This is a genomic window from Bacillus cereus group sp. MYBK139-1, assembly GCF_051916915.1.
GTDB classification, from domain to species: domain Bacteria; phylum Bacillota; class Bacilli; order Bacillales; family Bacillaceae_G; genus Bacillus_A; species Bacillus_A pacificus.
Genome location: NZ_JBQAHO010000003.1, coordinates 50,618 through 64,919, shown reverse-complemented (window position 1 = coordinate 64,919; position 14,302 = coordinate 50,618). Strand labels below are relative to the sequence as shown.

Genomic DNA, 14,302 nt, shown 5'->3' with positions numbered 1-14,302 from the left:
AAAACTGCCGAGTTCGGCAGTTTTTTTATTTTACTACTTTTTCCATCATGCTTTCCATTACATGTTCCCAAAGAGAAGTGTCATCAGCTAATGTGGCACGGAAATTAGCGTACATTTCTTTTTGTTTCTCTTCGAATGTTGGGTCTTCTTTTTCAGGCAATGTAGCGCGCATTGAAGTTACTAACTCTTGTACTTTTGGAGCACGTGGTCCCCAAACTGCTTGTTCGTTTCCATCTTTATCAATGAAAATAAAGATTGGAATCGCACGTGCTGTTCCATTTGTTAAATATTGATCCATTAATTCTAAATTTTCATCGCGAATTAATAATGACATATCAATATTTGCAACTTCAGAAATTCGTTTCATAACAGGCACGCATAAAAGAGCATCGCCACACCAATCAGCTGTTAATACGATAACACGCCAGCCATCATTTTGACGTTCTTCTAATACAGGAAGTAATTCATTTGGAATTAAAAAGTTATTGTAAATGTGCAGTAGCTCGTATTGATTTACTTTCATTTCATTCACATATGTATCAAAGGACATACCTTTATCAGCCCATTGTTGTAAGTTCATAAGTAACACCTCTTTCGTATGATTTGTTTTCATTGTATCAATTTTTATAGAGAAAAGCTTGTATTCTTACTCTTTCTTGTCACTTAATAATTTACTTAATAGGAAAAAGAATAGTACGACACATAATTCAGCTATGTTGGATAGTTGCACGCTCTCTATCCAATCGTCAGCGGTATGAATGACGAACCAATCTAGCGTAATTTCAATGATTGCGAAAAGAGTAATAGAAAGCCAATTTGGCATGTTTTGTGTCATTGGATATAGCAGTGCCTTGAAGAAACTGAAGATGAAAAATATAATACCGTCTAAGAAAGTAATTAATAAAAAAAATAGAAGTAAGGCAGTGCGCGACCTATACTCTACACCAGTAATATGAAAGATTCCTACATATACAAAAAATATAAATGCAAAAATTACAATGAGGAACAGAATAACAAAACCAATAATCAAAGTTTTATCTTTTAGATTGAAATTCGAAAATTTGTCTTCTTCACCCACTATCCTAACTCCTTTTTTTGGAAATTTAACTTCATTTTATCATGAAATATCTATTAAAAAACTACGAATTATGGGAAAATAAGGTGACAAAAAGTAAGATTTCATGTAAAATTATTAATAAGGTTTTTATTTAACTAAATGAAATAAAAGGGGCTGTCAAAGTTGTCTCAAAATCGAGAGCAATTAATGGAAGAACTATCGACAAATGTTTTTGCTATGTTCCGCACGTTGCGTAATGATATTGGAAAAATATTTGGTGGTTACATACCGTGGAATGAGTTTATCGTCCTTAGAATATTGAATCGTACGAATAAAGAAATGGTATCACGTGTGGCGAATGAGTTAAATGTGTCGAATAGTCATATTACAGCTGTTACAGAAAAATTAATTAATAAAGGTTTTGTAACTCGTTCACGTTCTACGTCAGATCGCCGAGTTGTATATTTGGAGATTACTGAACAAGGAAAAGATTTAGTTGCAAAAATGGAAGAGGCAAAAAAACAATATTTGCAAGAAAGATTTTCTACGCTTTCAGAAGAAGAAATGAATATAATGATATCTATTTCTAAAAAACTTATTTAAGTCATTATAAGTAAGAAAACGCTTACATTTAAAAAGAAGACTTTCCTTATATGAGGAAGGTCTTCTTTCGTATGTAAAAGATTATAAAAAAGAAAATATGTAACATACTACTAATAAAGGAAGGGGGCAGAAATATGACAAATCGAAATGGTAGTAAAGGGAGCGGAAATCAAGGCTCGCCGAAATCAGGGCAATTTCAGCAAGAGTTTAGTGCAGAATTTGAAACTGGTAACGATAATAAAGGAAAAGAATATCGTTCGAAAAAGGGAAGTAAATCAAAAAAGGAGTGAATCATTTCACTCCTTTTTTGATTTAAGATGCGGCAGATTGATCTGTATTATATTTTTCTTCTGATTTTGCGACAATCATTGCGCAAATTGCATCACCAGAAATATTTACAGCTGTTCTTGACATATCTAGAATGCGGTCAATACCGATAATTAAGGCAATACCTTCTACCGGTAGATTTACTTGATTTAAAACCATCGTCAGCATTACAAGCCCAACACCTGGTACACCAGCAGTGCCGATACTAGCTAGTACAGCAGTTAATACGACTACAGCTAATTGGGAAATAGTAAGTTCAACGCCGTATACTTGAGCGATAAATACAGTTGCTACACCTTGCATAATGGCAGTACCATCCATATTAATTGTTGCACCTAGTGGTTGTACAAAAGAGCTGATTGCTTTTGGAACACCAAGTTTCTCTTGTGCGGTTTTCATTGCAAATGGCAGAGATGCATTAGAGCTAGATGTACTAAATCCAATCGCCATTACTGGTCCGAAATGTTTAAAGAAACGGACAATGCTTTCTTTTGCTAATACTTTTAATAAGCCACCATATACGAAGACACCGTGAATAATAAGTACTAGCATAACGACAATCATATACTTGAACATCGCAGCGACGCCTGCAAGACCCATTTTACCAACGGATGAAGCAAGCAACCCAAATGTTCCGATTGGAGCTAATTTCATAACGAGATTAACGAGATACATCATTAATTCGTTGCCCTGTTCAAGTAATGAATGAATACCTTGGACACGTTTTCCTAAAATAGCTATACCAAGTCCAATTAATACGGCAAAGGCAATAATTTGTAACATGTTTCCATCAGCCATCGCTTTTGCTGGGTTATCTGGTACGATATTTAGCAATGTATCGACGAAAGATGTTTCGGTTTTTGCACCTTCATATTTAAGCCCTTCGGTTTTAAAATTACCACCAGATCCTGGTTGTATAATCAGTGCAAATGTAACTGCAATAGAGATGGCAACGGCTGTAGTTACAAGAAAGAATGAAATTGATTTTAAACCAATTCTTCCAAGTTGCTTCGGGTCCCCAAGACCAGCAGCTCCAAGTACGATAGAAATGAATACAACAGGGACAACTAGCATTTTAATGAGGCGAATAAACAATTGACCAAGTGGATTGAACACATATTGATTTAATGGTTCAAAAATGGATGGTGCAGCTAAATTTAAAGTGAGTCCGACAACTAAACCGAGAAATAATGCAATTAAGATTGCTTTTGTTTGTTTCAATAAAACCCCCTCCTTATTTTTGTGAAATTACTTTCTACATTAATTGTACCGAAAAACTACCTATTTTGACAATATTTTCTGAATATTTTGTACAAAAGTATCTATTTAAATATAGATTGCTTTTACTAAAGTAAGCAGAAAAAGCTAAATACACTATTTAGAAAACAAAATAGACCATCACATAGGATGGTCTAGGGAAGGGGACAATTTATGTCAATTTAATTAGGGATGGAAGTTGTTCAAGACACTGGGGAATGTCTTATAAATTAGGGAGGAACAACTTCGATACATATACTATAAAAAGTAGATGTGACCCCCATGTGAACATAGAGTGAAAGAGAGAGGGAGTTTTAAATAGAAGATAGAAAGACAAAAAAATAAGACCATCACACAAGATGGCCAAAGGAAGGGGACAATTTATGTCAATTTAATTAGGGATGGAAGTTGTTCAAGACACTGGGGAATGTCTTATAAATTAGGGAGGAACAACTTCGATACATATACTATAAAATGTGGATGTGACGCCCGTGTGAACATAGAGTGAAAGAGAGAGGGAGTTTTAAATAGAAGATAGAAAGACAAAAAAATAAGACCATCACATAGGATGGTCTAGGGAAGGGGACAATTTATGTCAATTTAATTAGGGATGGAAAGCTGTTCAAGACACTGGGGAATGTCTTATAAATTAGGGAGGAACAGCTCCGATACATATACTATAAAAGATAGATGTGACCCCTATGTGAACATAGAGTGAAAGGTATGAGAATTTAAGAAATGATACATATAAAATGATTGTTGTGAGAGTTATAGAGTAAGGATACTTATAATAGAAAGAGTCTTTTCATAAATGAAGTGACGTTCGAGTATAAATAACAGTTGAAAACTATGAAAAAAAGGATTATGCTCAACTATATTATAAGAATATAAGGTTTATCCTGCTATTTAAGGTTTTTTATCCCGCTTTAATGGGCAGTAAGACCCCCACCTCAAAATTCAGCGAAAGCAAAGAAATTAGGTGGGGGTCGGGCTGCTCATTAAAGCCCGATTGGTTCAACTAATAATCAGTGGGGGATGAAGAAAACCCCCACTGATTAAAGTTTCACTTTATAAGCCTTTAGTTATGAGGGGAAAAAAGGGAGCTAGTGAATATGGAAGTAACAAAAAGACAAAGGCTGTATAATCGTTTTATACGATTAAATCCACCACAAATATTAGCATTAGGTTTTTTCTGCTTAATTGTGGTGGGCGGTTTGTTATTAAAGTTACCATTCGCAACGAAAGTACATATTAGTTGGGTAGATGCTTTCTTTACGGCAACATCAGCAGCAACTGTAACGGGGTTGGGAGTAGTAGATACTGCAAGTACGTTTACGATGTTTGGCGAAATTGTAATTATGTTTTTAATTCAAACGGGCGGTTTAGGTCTTATGACAATTGCCATTTTAATTGTTTGGGTATTAGGTAAAAAAATCGGATTACGTCATCGCTTATTAATTGGAGAGGCATTTAATCAGACAAATATAGGTGGTCTCGTAAAATTAGTAAAACGTGTCTTTATATTTTCAATTTGTATTGAGTTTATTGGGGTCATCTTTTTATCATTTCGTTTTATTCCAGAGTTTGGCTTTGGAAAAGGTGTATACTATAGTATTTTTCACGTGATCGCATCTTATAATAATGCTGGATTTGCTCTATGGCCGGATAATTTAACAAGGTATGTAGGCGATCCGATTATTAATATTGGGATTTGCTCTTTAATCGTAATAGGTGGTCTCGGATTTACCGTACTAATTGATATATGGTATAGCCGGAGTTTTCGAAAACTATCGCTTCATTCCAAAATCATGATTATTGGAACGGTAGCGCTAAATGTGATAGCGATGATTGTGATTTTTGTATTGGAATATAATAATGTGAAGACGTTAGGGAATTTACCGTTAAATGAAAAGTTATGGGCTTCTTTTTTCCAAGGGATTACTCCTCGTACGGCTGGATTTAATACAGTTGACTACGGGGGAATGGAAGAATCATCTATATTATTTACGATGGTTTTAATGTTTATTGGTGCAGGAAGTGTATCAACAGGTGGAGGGATTAAATTAACAACGTTTGTTATTTTAGTTACATCTGTTCTTTCTTTCTTTAGAAAGAAAGAGGAAATCGTATTATTTCAGCGCACAATTAAAATGTCGACAGTAACGAGAGCATTAGCAATTGCCGTTGCTAGTCAAATCCTTATTTTTGCAGCAGTATTTATGTTAATGCTTACAGAAAACTTCAGTTTTATTCAGTTACTATTTGAAACAATTTCAGCGTTTGGAACGGTAGGATTAACGATGGGAATTACTGCAAAGTTATCAGCGTTTGGAAAATGTATTATTATGTTTGTTATGTTTTGTGGATTAATCGGACCGTTAACACTTGTATTTTCTTTAGCGCGACCAGCAAAACAAAAAATTAAATATCCGTCAGAAGATGTATTTACAGGATAAGGTATCCCGCATAAGCGAGATACCTTTTTCTTTTTAAAAGAGGGAGAACAATAAGCCGATAAGCGCTACTCGGAATAAAATTGCAATGAGTGCTGCAATTCCGCCGACAATCGCAGCGATACCACCAGTTACAGTAGCTCCGCGGTTATAAGCGTAAATACCTAGTAGTACAGAAACAAGACCGAATAATGTTGGGAAGGTGAAAAGTGATAAGATAGATAAGGCAAGAGCGATAAAGCCAGCCGTTGATCCAGCAGCGGACGATCTTACATTATCTTTATGGTCCTTCTCATCGTAATCATAATCAATGCGCTGTGGTGCAACCTCAGCTGCATATTCTTCTTTATAGTCACTATAATCACTATCTATTCTATCTCTTTTTTTATACTCATCAAATTTCTCAGTCAAAGTCATGACTCCTTTCATAACAAGGTTCAATAGTAGTATGTATCTCTTTTTCCTTTTTATCCGAGTATGTACAGGGAGTAATATCCATTTAAAAGGTGAAGATTGTTTTTTTGAAATAGGAAAAGTTAGTATGACTTCCTCTATTTTGGAAAGTATAAAAAAGAATAATGAGGAAAGGGTGCAATACATAATGGAACATCCAATTGAAAATTTAATGAAAACAGCAATGACAAATTTAAAAGAGATGGTAGATGTAAATACGATTGTTGGAAGTCCAGTTTCAACAGCTGACGGAAATGTAGTATTAACAGTATCTCAAGTGGCCTTTGGTTTTGGAGCTGGAGGAAGTGACTTTAAAGGTGAATTTATTTCCGAAAAACATAATAATGGACAAGGGCAGCATAAAGAGAATAAGCAAAGTCATCCATTTGGAGGCGGAAGTGGGGCTGGGGTTTCTATTAGCCCAGTTGCTTTTTTAGTAGTTGGTTCTAACGGTGTGCAAGTATTGCATCTCAATAGTAGTACACATTTAATTGAAAAAGCTTTAAATACCGTACCAAGCACTGTAGATAAATTTGTAAATGGTCGCTAAAAGTGAACTTGCATTTTTTAGGAATTATGATATATTAGAAAAAGTGCGCTTTAGGATGATCGGAATAATTGAACTGTAAATATATATGATGTGTGGAATAAGGGAGAGGAATTTATGATTAATATCAAAAACTTAGTAGTTGGCTTATGTATGTTAGTAAGCGGTTTTGTTGTATATGTAATAAAAGAAAAAGCTCCATTCTAAAACAGACAAACCGTTATTGTCTGTTTTAAATTTGTGAAAAATGTTGACAAGTTGTTATATTGATGTTAAAATTTTAATTCGTGTCTCGGTTACAGCTAGTGTAAAGTAAATAAATCTTATAAATATAATACGAAAAGTTTGCGAAAGATCGGGTAGTTTTACCAACAACTTTTGTGAACAAACCCTATAAATTATAATTATAGGCTTTATAGGTATACTAGTGAATCAAGGAGCGGTCAGTGGAACCGTAATGATGAGAGAGAGGTAGGGCTTTCATCCAGTATATGTTACTTTCCCGTTAGGTGAATATAAAAAAGAGGACTCCTTTTCAGAAGGAGTCCTCTTTCTTTTTTGTATGGAATTTAAATGCGGCTCTCAACTTGCTGGCAAATTTCATCTGTTGTTAAACCGTGGGCGTTAATTACCGATCCTTTTATTGATGTATCTGCAATACCCATCATATTAGAATCTTGCCCAGTTACAACGCAACAGTCGCATCCTTGTGCGTCATGTTCCGAGTTAATTGTAACGACTTCATGCCCCTGTTGCTGAAGAGCTTGTTGGACATCTGTTAACGAATTTTCAACACCAATTTTAGCCATAATTCTCACCTCCTACCATCTAGTTGTTAGTATGCTCAAGTTCATCGTATATATTTATACAAAGACGGTAGGAAGCATATATTTATCTGTTATTTACGGGTAGTCTGATTAAAGTACGACTTTATTTAGTCGTTATATACACCAGTAAGCATTTGGCTTACGAATTGATCGTTTAAAGTATCTTGGGCGGAAGAAGTATTTGAATGGATGTCGATGGAAGCAATAAAATTGTTATGTTCTTTATTATTTGGTTCTACCTCTACATAATTATCGAATTTACAAAAACCTTTCGTATCCATTAGATCGAATAGTTGAAGCATTTCTACTACCTCTTGTCTCGTTCCTTTAATTTGTACACACGCCATATTGATTTCCTCCTTCATTTTGACAAATTGTTTTTTAAAAATAGGATTATGATTCCGAAATGAAAAATATGAATGTTATTTTTAGACAGCGTTATTTTTATTATTTTCCCCCTTTTTCAGCAAAAGTCATTGTATATTCCCGAATTTATAAAAACGGACGTCCGTTTATTGAATACAATAGATTCGTATCAATTGACGAAAATCCTTCTTTTAAACAAATATTTTTTTTAGTGAAAATTGACGAAAAAAATTTTTTGACTTTTTGTAAACGTTAACAATGTTGTTAAATCAATATAATTAAAGATGTACGTACGAATAAAAATTATAAATTTTCTAAAAATTCACTTGATTTATTTAGAAAGGAGAGTAAACTAGGAAACAATAAAAAATTCATAGAACATAGGAGGCGCTTTCCAGTGAACGAGCAATGGATTTTCTTAAATGGAGAATTTGTTCCAAAAGACGAGGCAAAAGTATCAGTATATGATCATGGTTATTTATATGGAGATGGAGTATTTGAAGGAATTAGAGTCTATAGCGGTAATGTTTTCCGTTTGAGAGAGCATCTTGTCCGGTTATATGAATCAGCAAAATCCATCATGTTAGAAATTCCATATTCTTTAGATGAAGTAACGAATATTGTTGTTGAGACGATTCGACAAAATAAATTATCTAATGGATACATTCGCCTAGTTGTATCGAGAGGAGCAGGAAATCTTGGGTTAGATCCTGATTCTTGTAAAAAACCGAATGTAGTAGTAATTGCAGAGCAACTATCTTTATTCCCGCAAGAATATTATGAAAAAGGGATTCCAGTTGTAACAGTTGCAACGCGCCGAAACCGTCCAGATGTATTGTCGCCTCAAGTAAAATCTTTAAATTACTTAAACAATATTTTAGTTCGCATCGAAGCGAAATTGGCTGGAGTACAAGAAGCGCTTATGTTAAATGATCAAGGATACGTAGCTGAAGGCTCAGGGGATAACGTATTTATTGTAAAAGGAAATAAATTAATTACACCACCAAGTTCAGCTGGAGCGTTAGAAGGCATTACACGAAACGCTATTTTAGAAATTGGTGAAAAACTTGGATATGACGTTAGAGAAGAGTTATTTACAAGACATGACGTATATGTAGCTGACGAAGTATTTTTAACAGGAACAGCAGCTGAAGTAATTGCTGTTACGACAGTAGATGGTAGAACGATTGGTTTAGGGCAAACGGGTCCACATACGAATCGTTTACTAGAAGAATTCCGAAAGTTAGTTATAGAAGATGGAGAGAAAATTTACGAAGAAAATAAAGTTGGATAACAACTTTTTATAACATAAGAAAGCGTTGATAGGGAGGAGTAGTTGATTGTGAAGCCTCACAGAGAGTCGGTGGTTGCTGGAAACCGATGGTTCACGTCGACGAACATCGCCCTTGAGTGCTAAGCTGAAGCATTTGTCTAGGCTTAGACGGTAGCTCCGTTACTAGCTAGACTCATTTTATGGGTCACTGAGGCAAGAGTATTCTTGCAAAGAAGGGTGGTACCGCGAAATCTTTCGTCCCTTCAGCACATAGCTGGAGTGTGGACGTAGGATTTTTTTTATTGATAAAAGTTTTTAAAAGGGGGCTTATAAGAACAATGTCTTCAAAAACGGAAGAGAAACTGGCAACTGGTGCACAGCTATTGTTAGAAGCGCTAGAAAAGGAAGGAGTAGAAGTGATTTTTGGTTATCCTGGTGGTGCTGTTTTACCTCTTTATGATGCACTCTATGACTGTGAAATTCCACATATTTTAACAAGGCATGAACAAGGTGCTATTCACGCTGCTGAAGGATATGCCAGAATTACTGGCAATCCAGGGGTTGTCATTGCAACGAGTGGACCGGGTGCTACAAATGTGATTACTGGTCTAGCAGATGCGATGATTGATTCGTTACCACTTGTTGTATTTACAGGGCAAGTAGCGACAACGTTAATTGGAAGTGATGCTTTTCAAGAAGCTGATATTATGGGGCTTACGATGCCGGTGACAAAACATAATTATCAAGTGCGAAAGGCTTCAGATTTACCTCGAATTATTAAAGAAGCATTTCATATTGCGAGAACAGGAAGACCAGGGCCAGTCGTTATTGACCTTCCGAAAGATATGGTAGTAGAGCAAGGCGAACGATGTAGTGATGCGCAAATGGATTTACCAGGATACAACCCGAATTATGAACCGAATCTACTTCAAATAAACAAATTATTACAAGCAATTAGGGTTGCAAACAAGCCATTAATTTTAGCTGGAGCAGGTGTATTGCATGCGAAAGCTTCGAAAGAATTAACAAGTTTTGCTCGTAAATACGAAATTCCTGTTGTGCATACATTACTTGGTCTTGGTGGCTTTCCGCCAGATGATGAACTTTTTCTAGGCATGGGAGGGATGCATGGTTCTTACACAGCTAATATGGCGTTATATGAATGCGACTTACTCATTAATATAGGTGCGAGATTCGATGATCGTCTTACTGGAAATTTAGCTTATTTTGCGAAAGAAGCGACTGTCGCGCATATTGATATTGATCCAGCAGAAATCGGAAAAAATGTGCCGACTGAAATTCCTATTGTTGCCAGTGCTAAGCAAGCGCTCCAAGTATTACTTCAAACAGAAGGAAGGAAAGAAAATCATCATGAGTGGATCTCTTTATTAAAGAATAGAAAAGAAAAGTATCCATTCTCTTATAAACGAAATTCTGAAAGTATTAAGCCTCAATATGCAATTGATATGTTATATGAAATTACGAAAGGAGAAGCGATTGTAACAACAGATGTGGGGCAACATCAAATGTGGGCAGCGCAATATTATCCGCTGAAAAATCCTGATAAATGGGTAACTTCAGGAGGATTAGGAACGATGGGATTCGGATTCCCTGCAGCAATTGGTGCACAAATTGCAAAGCCTGAAGAACTAGTTATTGCAATTGTTGGTGACGCTGGATTTCAAATGACTCTGCAAGAATTAAGTGTGTTAAAAGAACACTCTTTACCTGTTAAAGTATTTATTTTAAATAATGAAGCTTTAGGAATGGTAAGACAATGGCAAGATGAATTTTATAACCAAAGATATTCGCACTCTTTACTATCGTGTCAACCAGATTTCGTTGCTCTTGCGAATGCGTATGGCATAAAAGGAGTTCGCATAGATGATCCACTTCTTGCGAAGAAACAATTGCAGCATGCAATTGAATTACAAGAACCGGTCGTAATTGATTGCCGTGTACTTCAATCAGAAAAGGTAATGCCGATGGTTGCGCCAGGGAAAGGTGTTCACCAAATGGAGGGAGTGGAAAAAAGGTGAAGAGAATTGTTACAGCAACAGTTCGAAATCAAAGTGGTGTGTTAAACCGAATTACAGGTGTTATGACACGAAGACATTTTAATATTGAAAGTATTTCAGTAGGTCATACGGAATCATCGGACATATCGCGGATGACGATTGTTGTACACGTTGAAAATGAACAGCAAGTTGAGCAGCTAATTAAACAACTGCATAAGCAAATTGATGTTTTGAAAGTATCAGATATTACAGAAGAAGCGATGATTGCAAGAGAACTTGCACTTATTAAAGTAGCAACTTCGGTAGCGAGGGCGGAATTATATAGTTTAATTGAACCGTTTCGAGCCGCTGTAATAGATGTTGGAAAGGATTCCATAGTTGTGCAAGTAACAGGTACACAGGAGAAAGTAGAAGCATTAATTGAATTACTTCGTCCATACGGTTTGAAAGAAATTGCAAGAACAGGGGTAACAGCCTTTACGCGTAGTATGAAAAAACAAGATAAGCAAGTTATGTTAATTCAATAATCATTTAACTATAGGGGGAAATGAAAATGGCAAAAGTTTATTATGAAAAAGATGTAACGGTAAATGTATTAAAGGAAAAAAAAGTAGCAATCATTGGATACGGCTCGCAAGGTCATGCGCATGCGCAAAACTTACGTGATAACGGATTTGATGTAGTAGTAGGTTTAAGAAAAGGGAAGTCTTGGGATAAAGCGAAAGAAGATGGATTTTCAGTATATACAGTAGCGGAAGCAGCAAAGCAGGCTGATGTAGTAATGATTTTACTGCCAGATGAACTGCAACCAGAAGTATATGAAGCGGAAATTGCGCCAAATTTACAGGCAGGAAATTCTCTCGTTTTTGCACACGGATTTAATGTTCACTTTGATCAAGTGAAACCACCAGCGAATGTAGATGTATTTTTAGTAGCACCAAAAGGGCCGGGACATTTAGTTCGTCGTACGTTTGCTGAAGGAGGAGCTGTTCCGGCACTATTTGCAGTATACCAAGATGCAACAGGAGTTGCGACTGAAAAGGCACTTTCTTATGCCGATGGAATTGGAGCGACGAGAGCTGGTGTATTAGAAACGACATTTAAAGAAGAAACGGAAACAGATTTATTTGGAGAGCAAGCTGTACTTTGCGGCGGAGTAACTGCGCTGGTGAAAGCTGGATTTGAAACGTTAGTTGATGCCGGATATCAGCCGGAACTTGCATATTTTGAATGTTTACATGAACTGAAACTTATTGTTGACCTTATGTATGAAGGTGGACTTGAAAATATGAGATATTCAGTTTCAGATACAGCGCAGTGGGGCGACTTCGTATCAGGACCACGTGTTGTAACGGAAGATACGAAGAAAGCGATGGGTACAGTGCTAACAGAAATTCAAGATGGTACATTTGCAAGAGGTTGGATTGCAGAGCATAAAGCCGGAAGACCGAATTTCCATGCGACAAATGAGAAAGAAAATGAACATGAAATCGAAGTAGTTGGACGTAAATTACGTGAAATGATGCCTTTCGTACAGCCGCGAGTAAAGGTAGGGATGAAATAATATGAAGCAGATTTTGTTCATGGATACGACGCTACGTGATGGCGAACAATCACCAGGAGTGAATTTAAATGAACAAGAGAAATTGCAAATTGCGAAACAATTAGAGAGACTTGGTATTAACGTAATGGAAGCTGGCTTTGCAGCAGCTTCCGAAGGGGATTTTCAATCGGTAAAACGCATCGCGAATACAATTCAAAATGCTACAGTTATGAGTTTAGCTAGAGCGAAAGAAGGCGACATTCGAAGAGCATATGAAGCTGTGAAAGGTGCGGTATCTCCTCGTTTACACGTATTTTTAGCTACGAGTGATATTCATATGAAATATAAACTTTGTATGTCAAAAGAAGATGTATTAGATAGTATTTACCGCTCGGTTACACTTGGGAAGTCGTTATTTCCGACAGTACAATTTTCAGCAGAAGATGCGACAAGAACATCAAGAGATTTTTTAGCTGAGGCAGTAGAAGTTGCGATTCGTGCAGGAGCGAATGTAATTAATATTCCAGATACAGTTGGATATACGAATCCAGAAGAATATTATTCTCTTTTTAAGTACTTACAAGAATCCGTTCCTTCATATGAAAAAGCAATTTTCTCTTGTCATTGTCACGATGATCTTGGGATGGCTGTAGCAAATTCGCTAGCTGCAGTTGAAGGGGGAGCATTGCAAGTAGAGGGAACAATTAATGGAATTGGTGAAAGAGCAGGGAATGCGGCATTAGAAGAAGTCGCAGTTGCTCTTCATATTAGAAAAGATTTCTATCAAGCAGAGCCTTCTATGACGCTAAAAGAAATTAAAGCGACAAGTACATTAGTAAGCAGATTAACAGGTATGGTTGTACCGAAAAATAAAGCGATCGTTGGAGCGAATGCATTTGCTCATGAATCAGGAATTCATCAAGATGGTGTATTAAAAGAAGTGACAACATATGAAATTATTGAACCAGCGCTAGTAGGTGAATCTCAAAACCTATTTGTACTTGGGAAACATTCTGGACGTCATGCGTTTACAGAAAAAATGAAAGAGCTTGGCTATGAATTTACAACGGAAGAACGAGATGCGGTGTTTGAAGCGTTTAAAAAATTAGCTGATCGTAAGAAGGAAATTACTGAGGAAGATTTACGAGCACTTATGCTTGGTGAAGCAGCATTTGCGGCTCAGCAATATAATATTACGCAATTGCAAGTACATTTCGTATCAAATAGTACACAATGTGCGACAGTTGTACTAAAAGATGAGGAAGGAAATGTATTCGAAGATGCAGCTACTGGCTCTGGTAGTATTGAAGCGATTTATAATGCAATCCAAAGAATTTTAGGGTTAGAATGTGAATTGGCGGATTATCGCATACAATCTATTACGCAAGGTCAAGATGCACTGGCTCATGTTCATGTTGAACTAAAAGAAGGAACACATCAAGTATCAGGTTTTGGTGTTGCACAAGACGTATTGGAAGCGTCGGCGAGAGCATATGTCCACGCAGCGGGGAAATTGAAATCTTTTATCCAGCTTGTGAAATAAGTGTTTAATAGGTGAGAGGAGCTATTCTCACCTAT

At 36.3% G+C, this 14,302-nt stretch carries 17 protein-coding genes and 1 other annotated feature; of the genes, 11 read left to right on the top strand and 6 right to left on the bottom strand.

Annotation, left to right across the window (positions count from 1 at the left end; genetic code table 11):
• Window positions 1-25: 25 nt before the first annotated feature.
• Both ACTFRS_RS17315 and ACTFRS_RS17310 read right to left on the bottom strand, forming a co-directional pair.
• The gene (locus ACTFRS_RS17315) at window positions 26-613 is read right to left on the bottom strand and encodes a thioredoxin family protein (protein ID WP_125902873.1); all 588 of its coding nucleotides are present in this window, start codon (window positions 611-613) and stop codon (window positions 26-28) included.
• A 33-nt stretch (window positions 614-646) separates the two neighbouring features.
• Window positions 647-1,078 carry a regulatory YrvL family protein gene (locus ACTFRS_RS17310; protein WP_139869645.1) on the bottom strand — a complete coding sequence of 144 codons (432 nt, stop codon included), beginning with the start codon at window positions 1,076-1,078 and terminating at the stop codon, window positions 647-649.
• A 162-nt stretch (window positions 1,079-1,240) separates the two neighbouring features.
• Between ACTFRS_RS17310 and ACTFRS_RS17305 the strand changes: the two genes are divergently transcribed.
• Both ACTFRS_RS17305 and ACTFRS_RS17300 read left to right on the top strand, forming a co-directional pair.
• Entirely contained in the window at window positions 1,241-1,660 is a 420-nt protein-coding gene (locus ACTFRS_RS17305; protein WP_139869644.1) for a MarR family winged helix-turn-helix transcriptional regulator, read from the top strand.
• Between the two features lie 134 nt (window positions 1,661-1,794).
• Complete coding sequence (locus tag ACTFRS_RS17300) at window positions 1,795-1,950, top strand: hypothetical protein (protein WP_000184931.1); 156 nt, start codon at window positions 1,795-1,797, stop codon at window positions 1,948-1,950.
• Between the two features lie 22 nt (window positions 1,951-1,972).
• Here the strand turns inward: ACTFRS_RS17300 and ACTFRS_RS17295 are convergent, their stop codons facing one another.
• The gene (locus ACTFRS_RS17295; protein ID WP_000814817.1) at window positions 1,973-3,208 is read right to left on the bottom strand and encodes a dicarboxylate/amino acid:cation symporter; all 1,236 of its coding nucleotides are present in this window, start codon (window positions 3,206-3,208) and stop codon (window positions 1,973-1,975) included.
• Window positions 3,209-4,356: 1,148 nt separating this feature from the next.
• Between ACTFRS_RS17295 and ACTFRS_RS17290 the strand changes: the two genes are divergently transcribed.
• A complete protein-coding gene (locus ACTFRS_RS17290; RefSeq protein WP_139869729.1) occupies window positions 4,357-5,700 on the top strand; it encodes a TrkH family potassium uptake protein in 1,344 nt (447 codons plus the stop codon).
• A 33-nt stretch (window positions 5,701-5,733) separates the two neighbouring features.
• Here ACTFRS_RS17290 and ACTFRS_RS17285 read toward each other — a convergent pair whose 3' ends face one another.
• Complete coding sequence (locus ACTFRS_RS17285; RefSeq protein ID WP_440024585.1) at window positions 5,734-6,126, bottom strand: imidazole glycerol phosphate synthase; 393 nt, start codon at window positions 6,124-6,126, stop codon at window positions 5,734-5,736.
• Window positions 6,127-6,238: 112 nt separating this feature from the next.
• Here ACTFRS_RS17285 and ytfJ point away from each other — a divergent pair, with 112 nt between their 5' ends.
• Together ytfJ and ACTFRS_RS17275 are read left to right on the top strand one after the other, a co-directional pair.
• Window positions 6,239-6,700: a GerW family sporulation protein gene (gene ytfJ / locus ACTFRS_RS17280; RefSeq protein ID WP_001997038.1), complete on the top strand. Its 462-nt coding sequence runs from the start codon at window positions 6,239-6,241 to the stop codon at window positions 6,698-6,700.
• A gap of 114 nt (window positions 6,701-6,814) precedes the next feature.
• Window positions 6,815-6,904 (top strand): hypothetical protein, encoded by a 90-nt coding sequence (locus ACTFRS_RS17275; RefSeq protein WP_000608225.1) that lies wholly within the window; start codon window positions 6,815-6,817, stop codon window positions 6,902-6,904.
• 362 nt (window positions 6,905-7,266) lie between these two features.
• On the opposite strand, the gene ACTFRS_RS17270 is transcribed toward ACTFRS_RS17275, so the two are convergent.
• Both ACTFRS_RS17270 and ACTFRS_RS17265 read right to left on the bottom strand, forming a co-directional pair.
• Window positions 7,267-7,506 (bottom strand): YkuS family protein, encoded by a 240-nt coding sequence (locus ACTFRS_RS17270; RefSeq protein WP_001062581.1) that lies wholly within the window; start codon window positions 7,504-7,506, stop codon window positions 7,267-7,269.
• A gap of 125 nt (window positions 7,507-7,631) precedes the next feature.
• Window positions 7,632-7,871: a DUF3911 family protein gene (locus tag ACTFRS_RS17265; protein ID WP_000752504.1), complete on the bottom strand. Its 240-nt coding sequence runs from the start codon at window positions 7,869-7,871 to the stop codon at window positions 7,632-7,634.
• 59 nt (window positions 7,872-7,930) lie between these two features.
• Here ACTFRS_RS17265 and ACTFRS_RS17260 point away from each other — a divergent pair, with 59 nt between their 5' ends.
• The 6 genes from ACTFRS_RS17260 (at window position 7,931) to leuA (ending at window position 14,267) form a co-directional block, all read left to right on the top strand.
• Entirely contained in the window at window positions 7,931-8,146 is a 216-nt protein-coding gene (locus tag ACTFRS_RS17260) for a hypothetical protein (protein WP_140168456.1), read from the top strand.
• Between the two features lie 141 nt (window positions 8,147-8,287).
• Window positions 8,288-9,184: a branched-chain-amino-acid transaminase gene (ilvE, locus tag ACTFRS_RS17255; RefSeq protein WP_001005497.1), complete on the top strand. Its 897-nt coding sequence runs from the start codon at window positions 8,288-8,290 to the stop codon at window positions 9,182-9,184.
• A 16-nt stretch (window positions 9,185-9,200) separates the two neighbouring features.
• Window positions 9,201-9,429: a binding site (T-box leader), on the top strand.
• A 72-nt stretch (window positions 9,430-9,501) separates the two neighbouring features.
• Window positions 9,502-11,202: an acetolactate synthase large subunit gene (gene ilvB, locus ACTFRS_RS17250; RefSeq protein WP_440023575.1), complete on the top strand. Its 1,701-nt coding sequence runs from the start codon at window positions 9,502-9,504 to the stop codon at window positions 11,200-11,202.
• On the top strand, window positions 11,199-11,708 hold the full coding sequence (gene ilvN / locus ACTFRS_RS17245) for an acetolactate synthase small subunit (RefSeq protein ID WP_000822948.1): 510 nt from the start codon (window positions 11,199-11,201) through the stop codon (window positions 11,706-11,708). The genes ilvB and ilvN overlap by 4 nt, the downstream gene beginning before the upstream one ends.
• Before the next feature lie 26 nt (window positions 11,709-11,734).
• Complete coding sequence (gene ilvC / locus ACTFRS_RS17240) at window positions 11,735-12,745, top strand: ketol-acid reductoisomerase (RefSeq protein WP_139869725.1); 1,011 nt, start codon at window positions 11,735-11,737, stop codon at window positions 12,743-12,745.
• 1 nt (window position 12,746) lies between these two features.
• Window positions 12,747-14,267, top strand: a complete 1,521-nt coding sequence (leuA, locus tag ACTFRS_RS17235) for a 2-isopropylmalate synthase (protein WP_440023577.1) — start codon at window positions 12,747-12,749, stop codon at window positions 14,265-14,267.
• Window positions 14,268-14,302: the final 35 nt, after the last annotated feature.